Raw genomic sequence first — 16,215 nt, 5'->3', positions numbered from 1 at the left:
TTCAGGGGTCCAGTGGATCGAAGCCCCGAAGCTCTTTGCATTGCATTTCCCATCAGAATTTCACCGTCGCGCCGACATAGAAGCGGCGTCCGGCGATATCATAGACACCATTCTGGTTGGTCAAGCGCCCGCTCTCGGTTCCGCTCGGCAGGAAGGGGCTGACCGAATTGAACAGGTTGTTCACCCCGCCATAGAGGCGGAATTCCTTGCCGCCCGTATCGAGGTCGAACGACAGGAACAGGTCATGTTCCCACACGTCGCCGATATTGAGGAAGACCGGCACCTCGGCATTCGGATTGGTTTCGAGCAGCGCGGCATATTGATCGGCGAGCGAATTGCTGTCGTTGATCTTGCCATAATAGGTGGTCGTCCAGCGGATGCGGAAATTGTCGAGCTTCCAGCTCAGCGAACCGCGCGCGCGATATTTGAAGCTGCCTTCGGCGAGATCGCCGGCAAGATCGTTGGTGACCGTCCCGTCGACCCCCTGGAACTGCACCTTTTGCTTCAACACATGCGTGCCGTCGTAGCGCAGGTCGAAGCGGCCGGGGATGCCGAGCGCGTCGTCGAGGCGGAAGCGATAGTTGAAGGCGACGTCGATCCCCTGCGTGTCGAAGCGCGCGAAGTTGACCTGCCGCTGGACCAGCTCGACGATCTGGCCGTTATTCGCGTTGCGCGTGATGTCGGCACAGAAGGGGTTGTCAGCCTGCGGCACGTCGGTGTCGTAGCATTGGAGCTGGATGTCGCGGTTCGAATAGGCGTCGATCGCATCCTTGATGCGGATGTCGTAATAATCGACCGCGATCGTCAGCCCGGGCACGAAGCGCGGCGCGATCACGGCGCCGAGCGTCAGCGTGTCGGCGGTCTCCTCCTTGAGGTCGAGGTTGCCGCCATTGGGGCTGTAGAGGTTGTTACCCGCCTGCGAATATTGCTGCGTCGCGCCGTCGGCCGCCTGCTGCGCGAACAGCGCCTGAATGCCTGGGTCGAGGCGGCAATTGGCGGCGATACGCCCCGTCGTCGCCGGGGTCACGCCATCGCACAGATCGTTCGCGGCCTCGAAATTGCCGCGCGGCGGCGAATAAAGCTCGGCGATGTCGGGTGCGCGCTGGGCGCGGGCGAATTGCGCGCGGAAGCGGATGTCGGGGATCGGCGCATATTGCACGCCGCCGCGCCAGCTGAACACGGTGCCGACATTGTCGATATTATAGTCGGCGACACGCGCCGAGGCATCGACGCTCAAGAGATAGGCGCCCGGCGCATCGCGGAGCAGCGGCACGCTGACTTCGCCATAGCCCTCGAGCGCGCGGATCGAGCCGCCGAAATTGGGTACGGCATTGCCCGTCGTGCCACCCGTCTGCGACAGGAGGTCGCCGGTGAGTTCCTGGCTGTCCTTGCGGTAATCGACGCCGAAGGCGGCACCGACCGGGCCGGCGGGAAGCTGGAACAGTTCGCCGGTGACGAAGGCCTGGCCGGTATATTGGCGGATCGTCAGTTCCTGATGCAGGTCGGCGCGAATCCAGGCGGCCATGTCGGGAGTGATCGCCCCCTCGCCGAACAGGTCGATCGCGACGCAGCCCGCGGCGCGCGCGTCGGCGTCGGCGCATTGCGGTCCGTCCGGACCCATTTCGGCGTTGAGCGCCTGCGTCAGATGGACGCCGTTGATCTCGTTCCGGCGCCACTGGTCCTGCTTGTACTGGCCGTAGCCGAAGCTCGCTTCCCAGTTCCAGCTGTCCGAAATCTTGCCGCGCAGGCCGGCCCAGCTTCGGATCGTCTCGCGCTTGTTTTCGGTGATCTGGCCGCCGACCTCGTCGAAGCGGCGATCCCAGGCGATGCCGGCGCCGGTCGACGGGGCGTCGGCACGGATTTCGGCCGGGACGAAGGGATTGCACGGGCCCGAGCCCGAACCGCTGGCGCGGCGGCACGGAATCTTGCCATATTCGATCTCGGTGGTGACGCCGGTGACGGGGTCGGTCAGCGGATAAGTCGAATCCCAGCCTATGCCCACCGATTCGCGCGTTTCTCCTGAAGTAATCCGGGAATATTGCAGCTGCGCGAAGGCTTCGATCGCGTCCGAGAATTCATATTCGAGCTTGGCCGCGCCGAGATAGCGTTTGCGCGCGAGGATCAGCGAGCGGCCGGTGCGCTGGTTGTAGCCGTCACGATTGGGCAGGAAATATCCGACGTTGCCCGGGCTGCTTGCCCCGCCGCCGCTGCCGGTGACGGGTTCGCCGGTGACGGGGTCGGGCCCGCGCTCGACGAGCACCCCGTTCCGGTAGAAGCGGTCGCGCGCCGAGCTGGCGCCCGAAAAGACACCGCCGGGAATGAAGCTGCTGAGGTCGCTCATCATCAGCGGCGGGAATTCGGACGCGGGGCGCGACCCGCTCGCGGGCGCGCCGTCGGCGTTGATATAAACCCCCTCGAACTCGTTGATTCCGTTTTCGAAATCATAGCCGTAGGAGACGGGCCGCACCGCCCATTCGCGATCGACCGCGCGGATGCCCCAGTCGCGGTCATAGGTGCCGCTGACGAGGAAATAGCCGCGGCCGTCGGCAAAGCGCGTGCCATAAGTCGCGCCGAGCGTGAGTTCCTGCCCGTCGCCCTCCGACGTGATGCCGGTCCGGGCGCGCAACGTCAGGCCGCGCTCATTCTTCTTGGTGATGATGTTGACGACGCCGGCGACGGCGTCCGAGCCATAGACCGACGAGGTGCCGCCGGTGATGACCTCGACGCGGTCGATGAAATCGCTGGGGATCGTCGACAGGCTGACGAGGTTGCTGATCCCCGAGTTCGACACGGTGCGGCGGCCGTCGATGAGAACGAGCGTGCGGTTCGAGCCCAAGTTGCGCAGTTCAATCGAGCTGAGGCCCGAATTCTGCGTGTTGCCGGTGACCGTCGAATCATTGGTCGCCGACGACAGCTGCGGCAGGTCGGCGAGCGTTTCGCTGAGTTCGCTGTCGCCGGCTTCTAGCAGATCTTCGGACGTGACGCCGATCACCGGCGCCGGCGTGTCATAGGTTTCGCGCGCGATGCGGCTGCCGGTGACGACGATCGCTTCTTCGCCCGTCGGCGCGGCGGCGGTGGCCTCGGCCGGCGCTTCCTGCGCGGCGAGCGGAGCGGCGAAAGCGCCGATGCCGGCGAGCATCAGCACGGTGCGGCTGCTGTGGCGGGCCCAGCGGGCTTTGGTCGAATTCATTGTCTCACTCCCCATATCATATCATTGTCCGGTCAATCGGCGTCGGTTTCGATCGGCTGCGCGGCGAGCGGCGCGGGCTCGCCGCCGAGCGCGCGGTGGAGCGCATCGCGGTCGAGCGCCTTTTCCCATCCCGCGACGACGATCGCCGCGAGCGCGTTACCGATGAAATTGGTGAGCGCGCGGCACTCGCTCATGAAGCGGTCGATGCCGAGGATCAGCGCGAGCCCCGCGACGGGCACCGACGGCACGATCGACAGCGTCGCGGCGAGCGTGATGAACCCCGCGCCGGTGACCCCCGCCGCGCCTTTCGAGCTGACCATCGCGACGAGCAGCAGCGCGATCTGGTCGCCGAGGCTGAGATCGACGCCGACCGCCTGCGCGATGAACAGCGCCGCGAGCGTCATGTAGATGTTGGTGCCGTCGAGGTTGAAGCTGTAGCCGGTCGGCACGACGAGGCCGACGATCGGCTTGGCGCAGCCCGCCTGTTCGAGCTTCTGGATGAGGCTGGGCAAGGCCGCTTCCGACGACGAGGTGCCGAGCACGAGCAGCAGTTCGGCCTTGAGATAGGCGATCAGGCTGAAGATCGAGAAGCCACAAAGCCGCGCGACCGCGCCGAGGATGACGATCACGAAGAATAGCGAGGTCAGATAGAAGGTCGCGATCAGCAGGCCGAGGTTGGCGAGCGATTCGACGCCATAGCGACCGATCGTAAAGGCCATCGCGCCGAACGCGCCGATCGGCGCGAATTTCATCAGCATGCCGACGAGGCCGAAGAAGACGACCGAGACTTTTTCGAGCAGGCCCAGCACCTGCCGCCCCGGCTCGCCCGCGTGCGACAGCGCGAGGCCGAAGAGGATCGCGGCGAACAGCGCCTGCAGGATCGACCCTTCGGTCAGCGACGAGACGAAAGTGGTCGGAATGATTTCGAGCAGGAAGGCGGTGAGCGTCGCTTCGTGCGCCTTCGCCTCATATTGCGCGACCGCCCCGGCATCGAGCGTCGCCGGGTCGATGTTCATGCCCGCGCCCGGCTGGATCACATTGGCGACCACCAGCCCGACGATCAGCGCGAGCGTCGAAAAGAAGAGGAAATAGGCGAAGGTCTTGCCGACCACGCGGCCGAGCGCCCTTGTCTCGCCGCCGATCGAGGCGATGCCCGTCGCGACGGTCAGGAAGATCACCGGCGCGATGATCATCTTGACGAGCTTGATGAAACCGTCGCCGAGCGGCTTGAACTCGGTCGCGACCGACGGCCAATAATGGCCGAGCAGCACGCCGGCGAGGATCGCGCCGAGCACCTGGACGTAGAGATGCGTCCACCACGGCCGAGGGTTCGGCGGCGCTTGTGTCGCGGTTAGATCGATCGTGGCTGCCACCAGCCTCTCCCCATTCTTGCGCCCATCGGCGCAGCTTGCGGCCGTTCGGCGGCCTTTCCGCCAATCTAGGGGCAGGGCTGAAAGAGGGTCAAACAAGACATAGGACAGACTTAATCTTTTGTTATATATGGATTTTACTAATAGTTGGCTTTACCGGCATAGGCTGATTGTGCAATTTTCCGCATACGCAATAGAATATTTGTGCAATAATCCGCACATGCGGTCGCCGCGCGATTCGACTCTGATCGGCCCCCAAGCCAACCGTCGGCGCCTGCTCGTCGCCGCGGCGATCGGGCTCGCCATCCTGCTGGTCGCCGGATTCGCGCTGGCCCAATGGGCGACCGATCGCGCGAGCGCGCAGGCCGATCTGGAGGCCCGCCAGAATGCGCGCGCGCATGCGAGCCTGCTCGAAAGCGAATTACAGAAATTCCGCCTGCTGCCCCGCGTCCTCACCGAATTTCCCGACGTGCGTGCGGCGCTCGCCGACAAGAGCGACGCGGCCTCGCGCCGCCTCGACCGCGAACTCGAACAGCTTGCGGCGCGCACCGATGCCACGGTGATCTATGTCCTCGATGCCGGCGGCAGGACGATCGCGGCGAGCAACTGGCGCGCACCGACGAGCTTCGTCGGCGAGAATTACCGCTTTCGTCCCTATTTCCAGGGCGCGATGCAACGCGGCGAGGCCGAACTGTTTGCGCTGGGGACGGTCAGCGGGCGCCCGGGCCTCTATCTCGCGCGCCGCGTCACCGTCGACGGGCGCCTGCTCGGCGTGATCGTGCTCAAGGTCGAATTCGACAAGCTCGAGGCACGCTGGGCCGATTCCGCCGCGACGACGCTGGTGACCGACGCCGCCGGGATCGTCGTGATGAGCAGCGACCCGCGCTGGCGCTTCCGCTCGTTCGTGCCGCTCTCGCCCGAAGCGCAGCGGCGGCTGCGCGCAACGCGCAGCTATGGCGAGGCGCGGCTGGCTCCCTTGCCGGTCGAACGCGCCGGCGGCGATCTTCGTATCGGCGACAATCTGTTCCGCCAGGCCGACGAGCGCGTGTCGCTTCCCGGCAGCACGCTCCGCCTGCTCCAGCCTGCCGGGCCCGCGCGCGCCAGCGCCGGCGCGACCGCGCGGGTCGTCTTCCTGATCCTGCTCATCCTCGTCGGCGCGGCGATCGTCACGCTGCTCCGCCTCGTCGAGCGGCAGACGATGCGGCAGGCCGCGCATGAGGCGCTCGAGCGCGAGGTCGCCGCGCGCACGCGCGATCTCAGCACCGCCAACGACGAATTGCGGCACGCATCGGAGCGACAGGCCGAAACCGACCGCCGCTATCGCGCCGCGCGCGAGGAGCTGGCGCAGGCGAGCCGGCTCGGCTCGATCGGGCAGATCACCGCCGGCGTCGCGCACGAGATCAACCAGCCGGTCGCCGCGATCCGCACCTTCGCCGAAAACGCCCGCGCCTATCTCGACCGCGAGCAGGCGGGCAAGGCGCGCGGCAATTTGGACCATATCGTCGAGCTGACCGCACGCGTCGGCGCGATCACCGGCGAGCTTCGCAATTTCGCGCGCCGTGCGCCCGCACCGCTTGGCCCTGTTCCGCTGCAATCGGCGATCGACGGGGCCTTGCTGCTGATCGGCGACCGGTTGCGCGCGCAGGGCGTCGCGCTTGACGTAAGCGTAGAGGAGTCCGCCATCGCGGTCCACGCCGACCGCGTGCGGCTGGAACAAGTGCTGATCAACCTGCTGCAAAATGCCGCCGAGGCGGTGCGCGGCATCGAGGGGGGGCGCGTGACGCTCCGCGCGCATGGCAATGGCCCGGTGCTGATCGACATTTGCGACAATGGCCCCGGCGTTCCCGCCGACATATTGCCGCAGCTGTTCACGCCCTTCGTCACCGGGCGGCCCGACGGGCTGGGGTTGGGGCTGGCGATCGCCAGCGACATCATGAACGGGTTCGGCGGCACGCTGACGCTCATTCCCTCGCCGCTCGGCGGCGCGGGCTTCCGCCTGACGCTGAGGCGGGCATGAGTTTCTTCACCGGCGAGCAGACGATCTTCTTCGTCGACGACGATGCGGCGCTGCGCGAGGCGAATGTCCAGACGCTCGACCTTGCCGGGCTGACGGCGGAAGCGTTTCCCGACGCCCACAGCGTGCTGCCGCGGATCACCGCCGATTTTCCAGGGGCCGTCGTCACCGACATCCGCATGCCGGGGATGGATGGGCTCGAACTGCGCGCGGCGATCCATGCGATCGATCCCGACATTCCGGTCGTGCTGATCACCGGCCATGCCGACGTCTCGATGGCGGTGCGCGCGCTGCACGACGGCGCTTTCGACTTCCTCGCCAAGCCCTTTGCCGCCGATCATCTGGTCGGCGTCGTCCGCCGCGCGCTCGCGCACCGCGCGCTGATCCTCGACAACCGCCGGCTGACCGCAGCCGCCGCAGCGATCGACAGCCCGTTGATCGGCGAAAGCCCGGCGATGGTGCGGCTGCGCGAGACGATCGCGCAGCTTGCACAGGCCGACATCGACGTGTTGATCGAGGGCGAGACAGGAACGGGGAAGGAACTGGTCGCGCATATGCTTCACCGGCAGAGCCGGCGGAGCGCGGCGTCGCTCGTCGCGGTCAATTGCGCCGCGCTGCCGCAGGAACTGGCCGAGGCCGAACTGTTCGGCAGCGATCTGATCGACCGCGCGACGGGCAAGCTGGGACAAGCCGGGCGCATCCGCGGCGCGCATCGCGGGACATTGTTCCTCGACGAGATCGACACGATGCACCCCGCGGTGCAGGCGAAACTGCTGCGCGTGATCGAGGAGCGCGAGGTGCAGCCGCTCGGCGCCAGCGCGCCCGAGCCCGTCGATCTGCGCGTCGTCGCGGCGACCAAGACCGACCTGATGGACGCGGTGCGCGGCGGCGATTTCCGCGAAGATCTCTATTACCGGCTGCACGTCGTGAAGCTGCGCATCCCGCCGCTACGCGAGCGGCGGTCGGACATTCCGCAAACCTTCGCCTTCTTCCTCGACGAAGCCGCGGCGAAGATGGGGCTGGCGGGGTTCCGGATCGACGATGCGGTGCGCCGCCACCTGGTCGAACATGACTGGCCTGGCAATGTCCGCGAGCTCAAGAATTTCGCCTATAGCGTCGTGCTCGACCTGCCGTCGGACCCCGGCCGCGCGGCGATGCCCGCCGACGCGCCGCTCGCCGAGCGGGTGCGCCGGTTCGAGGCGACGATCATCCACGACACGCTGGCGCAGACGCGCGGCCATATCGCCGAAACGATGGCGCGGCTGGGAGTGCCGCGAAAGACGCTCTACGACAAGATGACGAAGCTCGGGATCGATCCCAAGCGGTTCCGCGGCTGACCCCCGCCTATTTCCCCTGCGCCGCGAGGATGCGGAAGATGTTGCCACTCCACATTTTTTCGATGTCGGCGTCCGAATAGCCCGCGGCCTTCAGCCGTTCGGTCACCTTGGGCAGCGTGGAAATATCCTCGATGCCCGGCAGGCCGCCGCCGCCGTCCCAGTCGGCGCCGAAGCAGATATGATCGACGCCGCCGACCTCGATCGCGCGCAGCACCATCTTCATATAAGCGTCGAAATCGGCCGCCCATAACGGCTCGCTCTTGTCGAGTTCGCGCCACTGGCGATTAAGATCGGCCTGCTCGGCGGCGGGCAGCGACCCGATCCGCTCATATTTGCCGAACAATTCGCCGCGCGCGGGCGTCATGTTCATTTCCGACATGAAGATCGTCGAAATGCACATCGCGCCGCCCTTCGCTGCGAGCGCCTTCAGCCGCCCCTCGTCGAGATTGCGCGGATGGTCGTAGGCCGAGCGCAGGCTCGAGTGCGAGAGCAGGATCGGATATTTCGACAGTTCGAGCATCTGGTCGAACGCCGCGTCGGACGAATGGCTCGCGTCGATGACGATGCCGAGGCGGTTCATCTCCGCCACCCATTGTTTGCCGAGCGGGCTCAGCCCCTTCCAGCGCCCTTCGCCCGTCGCGCTGTCGGCGAATTGATTATCCTTCGAATGCACCGGCCCGGCGAGGCGCAGCCCCTTGTCGTAGAACTCCTGCAGCAGCGACAGATCCACGCCGAGCGGATAGCTGTTCTCCATCGACTTGAAGGCGATGAGCTTGCCTTCCCTGTTCAGCCGCAATGCGTCGGCGGCGGTCCGCGCGGGAGCGATGGCGTCGGGATATTTGGCGATGGTATTGTCGATCAGATCCGAGCGCCCCCGCGCAAAGGCGAGCGCATCGGCGTAACCCTTCGCGGTCAGCGGGCCTTGCTCGGTATAGATGGCGAAGAAGCCGCCATCGAGATTGCCGTCCTTCATCCGCGGAATGTCGAGCTGCGCCATATCGTCGGCGAGCGCGTGGCGATCGGCGAAGCTCCAGCCCGCACGCTCGAAATGGAGCGGCGTGTCGAGGTGGGTGTCGAGCACGAGCATCCGGCTGTGCAGCGGGGCTTCGGGGGCTTTCGGTTTCTCTTCGCCCGTCGAACAGGCGGTCAGCGCCGTTGCGGTCAGCAGGATTGCGAGACGTTTCACTTCTTGTCCTCCACGGGTTTCAAATCGAGATCGTGATAATCCCAGCTGAAGTCGGCGATCTGGCTCACCGCCTTCATCGTCACGCCCGTCACCTTGCCGTCGGCATCGAGCGCGAAGGTGACATAGGCGGGCTCGATCGCGGGGTCGTCGAACTCGGTGACGAAGCTGTCATATTGCCAATGCTTGAGCCGCCCCGCCATCCGCGGGGTCGAGGTGAAGTCGATCGTCAGGCCGTCCACGCCCGACCCCACGACGACGTCGCCGTACCAGGGATCGCGGTAACGCCCGGCATAGCCCGCCAGCGCGAGCGAGGGACCGCTCTGCGCCGGCGATGCCTTCGACTGTTTCAGAAACTCGACCCCGCCCGCGAGCCGCGCCTGATACCAATCCTCCCATTTCTGAATCCAGCCATAGTCGGGCTGGTCCAGATAATGGTCGAGCAGATCGTAAGCGAGGCCGAGGAGCATGCCGCTGTCCTCGCTGTTCAGCATGATTGCGAAGCCGACATTTTTATCGGGGATCATCACGACGCGCGTGATCGACCCGAAGACGCCGCCGCCGTGCTGGATGATGCGGTGGCCGCGATAATCCTGCACGTTCCAGCCGAGCGCATAGGCCTGCTGCGTCGGCTGCGCGGGCTTGAGCGCGTCGGGCAGCGGCGTGATCGGCACCGGCGTCACCGGCGTCCACATTTCGGCGGCCTGCTTCTCGCTGAACAACCGTTTCCCGTTCGGCAGCGCGCCGTGCGCGAGCTGAATCTTGAGCCAGGCCGCCATGTCATTGGCACTCAATGCGAGCCCGCCTGCGGGCGCCCCGTTGCGGCCGAGTTCGTCGCGTTCATTCAGCGCCTGTTGCGGGCCTAGCCCACGCAGCGCCCCCGACAGCCGCGCGTGCGGCCATGACCGGTTGGGAATGCGAAAGCGATCCTCGCTGTCGCTCGTCGCATTCTTCATGCCGCCCGCACGCAGCACGCGCGCGCGAATGAAATCCTCCCACGTCTGCCCGGTAACCTCCTCGATCAGCTGGCCCGCGACGGCATAGAGGATATTGTCATAGGCATAGGCCGAGCGAAAACTCGTCTTGGGTTTGAGGTAAGCGACGCGTTCGACCGTTTGCTTGCGCGTCAGATGGGTGCGCGGCACGAACATCAGATCGCCCTGCCCCAGCCCGAGCCCGCTGCGGTGGACGAGCAGGTCGCGGATCGTTATCTCGCGCGTAACCCACGGGTCGTACATACGGAACCACGGCATATGTTTGATGACCGGATCGTCCCAGCCGATCTTGCCTTCGTCGACCAGCACCGCGAGCGCCGCGGCGGTCATCGCCTTGCCGGTCGAACCGGTCTGAAAGATCGTCTGCGCGTCGACGGGCGCGCGCTCGCCGAGCTTGCGCACGCCCCAGCCGCGCGACAGCGTCGTCTTGCCATCCTCGACGATCGCGATCGAAACGCCCGCCGCCCCGACTTTCTTGCGCAGCGCCTCGACGCTTTCGCCAATGTCGGCGGGCGGTTCGGCCCACGCCGGTACGGCGACCGACAGCATCAGCGACAGGGCAAGCAAGCGTTTCATGGCAAAGCCTCCATATGGGGAGCGGGTGCGGGGCGCAGCAGGCGCCAGGTGCCGATCGTGACGAGCGGCAGCAGAAAGACCGTGAGGAACAGCCACGCAAGGAAGCGGTATCCGCTGGCGATCAGGTCGACGAGGCCGACGCGCGCCGCGACGAACATGCAGCCGACGAGCACCGCGCCACCGATCGCCGCGCGCGCGCCGGTGCCGAGCGGCGGGCGTCCGCGCGCCTCGACGACGCCGGACACGCGCTCGTTGATCGCATGAATCGCGCCGACGCCGCTTTCGAGCAGCGCGGCGAAGATCATCAGCTGGAACAGCACATGGAATCCCGGCACCGCCATCTGGCGCAGCAGGAAATCGGACGGCAGCGTCTCGCCGCCGATCGCGGGATAGAAAGCCATCATCGCGACGAAAAAGAGGATCGCGGGCAGCATCGTCAGCGGCCCGGCGATCAGCCCGGCGACCACCGCGTCGCGCTGGCTCGTCAGGTGACGGAGGACGGGCAGGATGACGACCGCCCCGACGATATTGTAGCTCGCATAGGTGATGCCGCCCGCCACCCAGTTCCCCGAAGGCGGTGGGGCATTCGCGAAGCCACTCGCGATCAATCCGCCGAAGCTGGCGAGCGCAAAGACGAGGAACAGCGCGTAGACCGCGTAGATCAGCATCGAAGCATATTTGAACAAGGTCTCGACCAGCGCGGTGCCGAAGGCAGTGAAACCGAGGATGGCGAGCGCGAGCAGCACCGAGCCCGCAAGCTCGGGCCAGCCGAAGGTTGCCGCGCCGATCGCCCCCGCAGCCGCACCGAACACCGCGAGAATCAGCACGACGAAGATCAGATAGGCGACCTCGAACGCAATCCAGGCGGGGCCGAGCAGCCCTTCGAAGAAGCTGCGATAATCATAGGCCCGCATCCGGCGCGCGAGCGCAAAGGTCAGCGCGGCGACAACGCTCCAGATCAGCGTCGCGAGCAGCATGGCGGAGAGCCCGCCCCAAGGCCCCGACGGCACGAAATATTCGGCCAGTTCGCGCCCCGTGGCATAGCCGCCACCGATGATGACGGCCTTCAATGCGAAACCGGGCAGCAGGAAGCGCTGGAACCAGCTCGACTTGCTGCCCGTCTCGCCCACACTCATGCGAGAATATTGTCCACGAGCGCGTCGAACGACGCACCGCCGCGGATCGGGTCGGTGACCGGCAGGCCGAGGCGCTGCCGTTCGGCCGCCATCAGCGCCTCAGCCGCATCGGCGTCGTAAGCCGAGGTGTTGAGGCTCACGCCGCCGCAGCGGATCGCGGGATTGGTCCGGCTGCCGAGGCGGATTGTCAGGTCGATCACCTCCTCGATGCTAGGCAGCGCGAAGCTCTCCATGCCGAGGATTACCTTACGCGCCGGGTCGTGGCAGACGACGAAGACATCGGGCTGGCTGCCATGCAGCAGGCCGAGCGACACCGCGGCATAGGCGGGGTTGAAGATCGACCCTTGCCCCTCGACGAGATCCCAATGGTTTTCCGGCGCATCGGGACTCAATATTTCGGCCGCCCCGGCCTCGAAATCCGAAACCACCGCGTCCATCGGCATGCCGCCGCCCGCGATCATGATCCCCGTCTGACCGGTCGCGCGGAAATCGGCGTCGATCCCGCGCTGGACGAAAGCGCGGTGCAGCGCCAGCGCGGTATATTTCTTGCCGAGCGCGCAATCGGTGCCGACGGTGAGCAATCTTTTGCCGCTCCGCTTGCGCCCGGTGGCGATCGGGATCGACGGCGGCGGGGTGCGAACGTCGATCAGCCGCTGGCCGGTGCGCCGCGCCGCCTCGACGAGCGCGGGGATGCTCGTGAGCCGGGTGTGTAGGCCGCTGACGATGTCGAGCCCCGCCTCCATCGCCTCGACGAGCACGGCGACCCAAGCGTCACCGATCACGCCGCCCTGGTTCGCGACGCCGATCACCAGCGACTGCGCCCCCGCGGCGCGCGCCTCGGCGGGGGACAGCCGCGGCAGGCCGGCGCTGACCGAGCAGGCGCCGATCCCATATTCGCCGACGCAGCGATCGGCCGCCCAGTCGGCGAGGCCGAAGGCGGTCTTGGCATAGCCCGCCTCGGTCGTGTCGCCGAGGAACAGCAGATAGGGTTGCGGCAGCGTCAGGCTTTCGGCCAGTCTGCCGATGGGCGCGTTCATCTTGTCCAACTCCAATTCGCTCAGAAAGCCATGTCGAGCGCGACGCCGATCGTGCGCGGCTGCAACGGCGAGATCGCGAGGAAGCTTGGCCGATTGAGCCCGTCGGCCAGCGTCGAACGCGCCATCTCGCCCTTGTTGTCGAGCAGGTTGCGCGCATAGGCGCGCAGCGTCCAGTGATCATCGAAGGTCACCGACGCGTTGAGATCGACCGAGGTATAGGCCTTCGCACGCGCAACGAGCGGATCGCTCTCGACCAGCGACAGCCGGTTGCTCGCATGGCGGACGCCCGCACCAAAGCTGCCCCGGTTGCCGCCACCCAGCTCGAACTCGTAATCGGCGCGCAGCGCGCCGCTGAACTTGGGCACTGCGGGCAGACGGTCGCCTTTCACGCCGCTGATCTCCGGCACATCCTCGCTGAGGCTTGCGTCGGTGTAGCTGCCGGTGGCGCTGATCGTCAGGCCGGGCGCCGGGCGCAGCGCGAGGCTGCCCTCGAAACCCTTGCTCGTCGCCTTGCCGCCGTTGGCACCGCCCGACACACCGCCGAAGGCGCGTGTGACCTGGATGTCGGTCCAGTCCATCCAGAAAAATGCTGCATCGACCGACACCATGCGGTCGGCGAAATCGGCCTTCAGCCCGACCTCATAATTGGTCATGCGATCGGCATCGACACTCGGCGGGACGTTGGGCACGATGACGTTCGGGCCGCCGGGGCGGTAGCCCGTCGCGACGCGCGCGTAGAGCATCGCATCCTCGCTCAAGTGGAATTGCGGGCTGACCGAGAAGGTCCAGACGCTTTCGGCCGATTCACCCGGATCATTGGCGCTGGGAACGATCGCGCCTTCGCTGATCTGGGTGAACGTCTGTTCGTTGCGCGCCCAGCGGAGACCGCCGGTCACTTCGAACTGCTCGCTCAGCTTGAAGGTCGCGTTGCCGAAGATCGCATATTCCTTGTAGGTCGCGGGCAGGCCGACGATCGCGAGCGGGTCGAGGCCCGGGATGGCATTGCCGTCCATGTCGAACGAGCGTACGAGCTGGGCATTGCTCGTTTCCTCGTCGGTGAAGAAACCGCCGATCATCCATTCGAACCGCCCGTCGCTCGGCGAGGCGAGACGGACTTCCTGCGTCCATTTCTTGAGTCCGAGGTCGAGCGAGAAGGGCGTGATGCCTGGCGGAATCGCGCCCTCCGTGAGGAGCGGGAAGAGCACGCCGAACGCATAGCTCGCATCCTGCAACTGCCGGCTCTGCGTCTTGCTGTAGGTGGTCGCCGAGGTCAGCGTTGCGGCGCCGAAATCATAGTCGATCGTCGCCGAATAATAGTCGAGATCGACGTCATAGGATTCGGGCACATAATTGTTGAACGAATGGCCGTTGCCGAGCCGGTTTCCGTCGAGATCGGCCGCATAAAGGCCGTTGCCGTCCGAATCGAGCGACTGCCAGATACCCGCGAGCTTGATGCTGAGTTCGGGCGTCGGCTGCCACAACAGCGCCGCGCGGCCGCCGCGCTGTTCATAGTCGTTCTGGTCCTTGAGCCCCGCATTGTTGACGCTGTCGACCCAGCCCGGCGTCTTGCGCCACGCGAAACTGCCCGAAATCGCGAGCGTGTCGGTGACAATCGGCGCATTGGCATAGACCTGCCCGCCCCAGCCAAGGCTGCCAGCGTCCTTGATCGCGAAGCCCTCGACGCCCGCGCGCACCTTGAATTCGCGCGTGTCGGGCTGGACGGTCACATATTTGACGAGGCCGCCGATCGAGCTGGCGCCATAGAGCGTGCCCTGCGGGCCCTTGAGCACCTCGATGCGTTCGAGGTCATAGGGCATCAGGTCGATGGTGAATTGCCCGGCGCGGTTGTACAGCGCGCTCGATCCGACCGGTGCATCGTCGAGATAGATGCCGACCGTCTGGCTGGCGTTCAATGGTGCGACGCCGCGCAGCGTGATCGTCGTCTGGCCCGGCGTGCCGCCGTTGCTGACGTTCATGCCGGGAACATAGCCCGCATAGTCGACCAGCGAGGCCGAACCCTGTTCCTGCAATTCCTCACCGCTGACCACGGCGATCGAGATCGGCACGTCCTGAACGTTCTGTACGCGCTTCTGCGCGGTCACGACGATCTCGCCCGCGGCTTCGATCGCGGCCGCTTCTTGCGCCTGCGCGGGCATCGCGGCGATCACCGCGACCATGCTTGCTGCAACGAAAAGTCCCTTGTTCATCGTCTTACCCCCAGACTTGGGCGAGCAGGCGGCGGAAATTGCCACCAAGCACGGCCCGGATGTTATCGTTCGAATAATTGCGGCGAATGAGTTCCTCGACGAGGTCGAAGGTCTTCAATGGATGGTCGAAACCGTCGATGTCGATCTTGTCGCGAAAGGCGTAGCTGCCCTTGTAGCTGCCCTTGAGCGCGGCATATTCGGCCGGGATCATATCGTCATAGCCGTGAAGGTCGGCGTCGGAGCCGATGCCGACATGATCGACCCCGACGAGTTTCGCGACATGGTCGATATGGTCGGCCATATGCCCGACGTTGGTCGGATCGCTCGTGCGGACGAACATGCGCACCCCGGTGATGCCCATCACCCCGCCCTTCGCGGCGAGCGCCTTGATCGCCGCGTCGGTCTTGACGCGTGGATGGTCGACGAGCGCGCGAGCGTTGCTGTGGGTGATCGCGATCGGCCCCTTGGCGATTTCGATCGCGTCTAACGTCGTCTGGTCGCCGCAATGCGAGACGTCGACGAGCATCTTGTGCTTTTCCATCTCGGCGATGATCGCCGCGCCATAGTCGCTAACGCCGCCGTCGACGCGCTCGGTGCTGCCCGAGCCGATCCGGTTCTGGCTGTTATAGGTGAGCTGCGCGCAGCGCAGACCAAGGCGGCGGAACAGCGCGACATCCTCGACCTTTTCGAAATGCTCGGCATTCTGGATGCCCATGATAACCGCGCATTTCTTATCGGTCTTGGCGCGATCGAGATCGGCGACGCCATCGACGAGCGTGAAGACATGACTGTTGCGCCCGGCGAAGCCCTGCCACCCAGCCAGATATTCGAGCGCCTGGGCCTTCGCATCGGGGCCGCCGAGGCCATAGGCTTGATGGAAACCGGTGATGCCCGATGCCCGGAACTCGGCCGCCTCGGCGTCGGTCAACCGGTGCGCGACATAGTCGGGCGACATGGTGATCTTGAGCGGCGCGAGCATGTCGATGACGAGCGACGAGGCGACGAGGTCGATCGCGCGGCGCGAATAGACTTTCGCCGGCGCCGCGGCGAACGCATAGGCCCCGCGGCCGATCATCGGCGCCGACAAAACGGCCCCCACCGCGCCCGCGAGTGTCGCGCGGCGCGTCATACGGAACGACCCGGTCATTCCATCCTCCACCTTTGATAATC

The 16,215-nt window shown here is 65.9% G+C and carries 10 protein-coding genes; 2 read left to right on the top strand and 8 right to left on the bottom strand.

The genetic code is table 11. The annotated features are described in order from the left end of the window. Positions 1-52: 52 nt before the first annotated feature. A complete protein-coding gene (locus VFG17_RS13655) occupies positions 53-3,190 on the bottom strand; it encodes a TonB-dependent receptor plug domain-containing protein (protein WP_325029939.1) in 3,138 nt (1,045 codons plus the stop codon). A gap of 32 nt (positions 3,191-3,222) precedes the next feature. After that, entirely contained in the window at positions 3,223-4,563 is a 1,341-nt protein-coding gene (locus tag VFG17_RS13650; protein WP_325029938.1) for a dicarboxylate/amino acid:cation symporter, read from the bottom strand. A 217-nt stretch (positions 4,564-4,780) separates the two neighbouring features. Between VFG17_RS13650 and VFG17_RS13645 the strand changes: the two genes are divergently transcribed. Both VFG17_RS13645 and VFG17_RS13640 read left to right on the top strand, forming a co-directional pair. Further along, positions 4,781-6,577, top strand: coding sequence for a sensor histidine kinase (locus tag VFG17_RS13645; RefSeq protein WP_325029937.1), 1,797 nt, complete (start codon positions 4,781-4,783; stop codon positions 6,575-6,577). Continuing rightward, complete coding sequence (locus VFG17_RS13640) at positions 6,574-7,911, top strand: sigma-54 dependent transcriptional regulator (protein WP_325029936.1); 1,338 nt, start codon at positions 6,574-6,576, stop codon at positions 7,909-7,911. The genes VFG17_RS13645 and VFG17_RS13640 overlap by 4 nt, the downstream gene beginning before the upstream one ends. Before the next feature lie 7 nt (positions 7,912-7,918). Here VFG17_RS13640 and VFG17_RS13635 read toward each other — a convergent pair whose 3' ends face one another. Genes VFG17_RS13635 through VFG17_RS13610 form a run of 6 tightly spaced genes read right to left on the bottom strand, consistent with a single transcriptional unit; the run spans position 7,919 to position 16,192 of the window. Further along, positions 7,919-9,097 (bottom strand): dipeptidase, encoded by a 1,179-nt coding sequence (locus VFG17_RS13635; RefSeq protein ID WP_325029935.1) that lies wholly within the window; start codon positions 9,095-9,097, stop codon positions 7,919-7,921. Further along, positions 9,094-10,665: a serine hydrolase gene (locus VFG17_RS13630; protein WP_325029934.1), complete on the bottom strand. Its 1,572-nt coding sequence runs from the start codon at positions 10,663-10,665 to the stop codon at positions 9,094-9,096. Before VFG17_RS13630 ends, VFG17_RS13635 begins: the two co-directional genes overlap by 4 nt. Continuing rightward, a complete protein-coding gene (locus VFG17_RS13625; RefSeq protein WP_325029933.1) occupies positions 10,662-11,801 on the bottom strand; it encodes a hypothetical protein in 1,140 nt (379 codons plus the stop codon). The genes VFG17_RS13630 and VFG17_RS13625 overlap by 4 nt, the downstream gene beginning before the upstream one ends. Further along, on the bottom strand, positions 11,798-12,838 hold the full coding sequence (locus tag VFG17_RS13620; RefSeq protein ID WP_325029932.1) for a DUF1611 domain-containing protein: 1,041 nt from the start codon (positions 12,836-12,838) through the stop codon (positions 11,798-11,800). The genes VFG17_RS13625 and VFG17_RS13620 overlap by 4 nt, the downstream gene beginning before the upstream one ends. Positions 12,839-12,858: 20 nt before the next feature. Beyond that, positions 12,859-15,045, bottom strand: a complete 2,187-nt coding sequence (locus tag VFG17_RS13615; protein WP_325029931.1) for a TonB-dependent receptor — start codon at positions 15,043-15,045, stop codon at positions 12,859-12,861. Positions 15,046-15,049: 4 nt separating this feature from the next. Beyond that, positions 15,050-16,192: a dipeptidase gene (locus VFG17_RS13610; RefSeq protein WP_325029930.1), complete on the bottom strand. Its 1,143-nt coding sequence runs from the start codon at positions 16,190-16,192 to the stop codon at positions 15,050-15,052. Positions 16,193-16,215 lie beyond the last annotated feature (23 nt).

It is taken from the genome of Sphingopyxis sp., assembly GCF_035686825.1.
Lineage (GTDB): Bacteria > Pseudomonadota > Alphaproteobacteria > Sphingomonadales > Sphingomonadaceae > Sphingopyxis.
Note: the sequence above shows the minus strand (reverse complement) of the source record. Positions and strands in the feature narration are given on the sequence as shown.

What these genes read in the sequence shown, in the direction of transcription:
- VFG17_RS13655 (WP_325029939.1), bottom strand. Translation starts at nt 3,190, where the DNA reads ATGAATTCGACCAAAGCCCGCTGGGCCCGCCACAGCAGCCGCACCGTG.
- VFG17_RS13645 (WP_325029937.1), top strand. Translation starts at nt 4,781, where the DNA reads ATGCGGTCGCCGCGCGATTCGACTCTGATCGGCCCCCAAGCCAACCGT.
- VFG17_RS13640 (WP_325029936.1), top strand. Translation starts at nt 6,574, where the DNA reads ATGAGTTTCTTCACCGGCGAGCAGACGATCTTCTTCGTCGACGACGAT.
- VFG17_RS13630 (WP_325029934.1), bottom strand. Translation starts at nt 10,665, where the DNA reads ATGAAACGCTTGCTTGCCCTGTCGCTGATGCTGTCGGTCGCCGTACCG.
- VFG17_RS13625 (WP_325029933.1), bottom strand. Translation starts at nt 11,801, where the DNA reads ATGAGTGTGGGCGAGACGGGCAGCAAGTCGAGCTGGTTCCAGCGCTTC.
- VFG17_RS13620 (WP_325029932.1), bottom strand. Translation starts at nt 12,838, where the DNA reads ATGAACGCGCCCATCGGCAGACTGGCCGAAAGCCTGACGCTGCCGCAA.
- VFG17_RS13615 (WP_325029931.1), bottom strand. Translation starts at nt 15,045, where the DNA reads ATGAACAAGGGACTTTTCGTTGCAGCAAGCATGGTCGCGGTGATCGCC.
- VFG17_RS13610 (WP_325029930.1), bottom strand. Translation starts at nt 16,192, where the DNA reads ATGACCGGGTCGTTCCGTATGACGCGCCGCGCGACACTCGCGGGCGCG.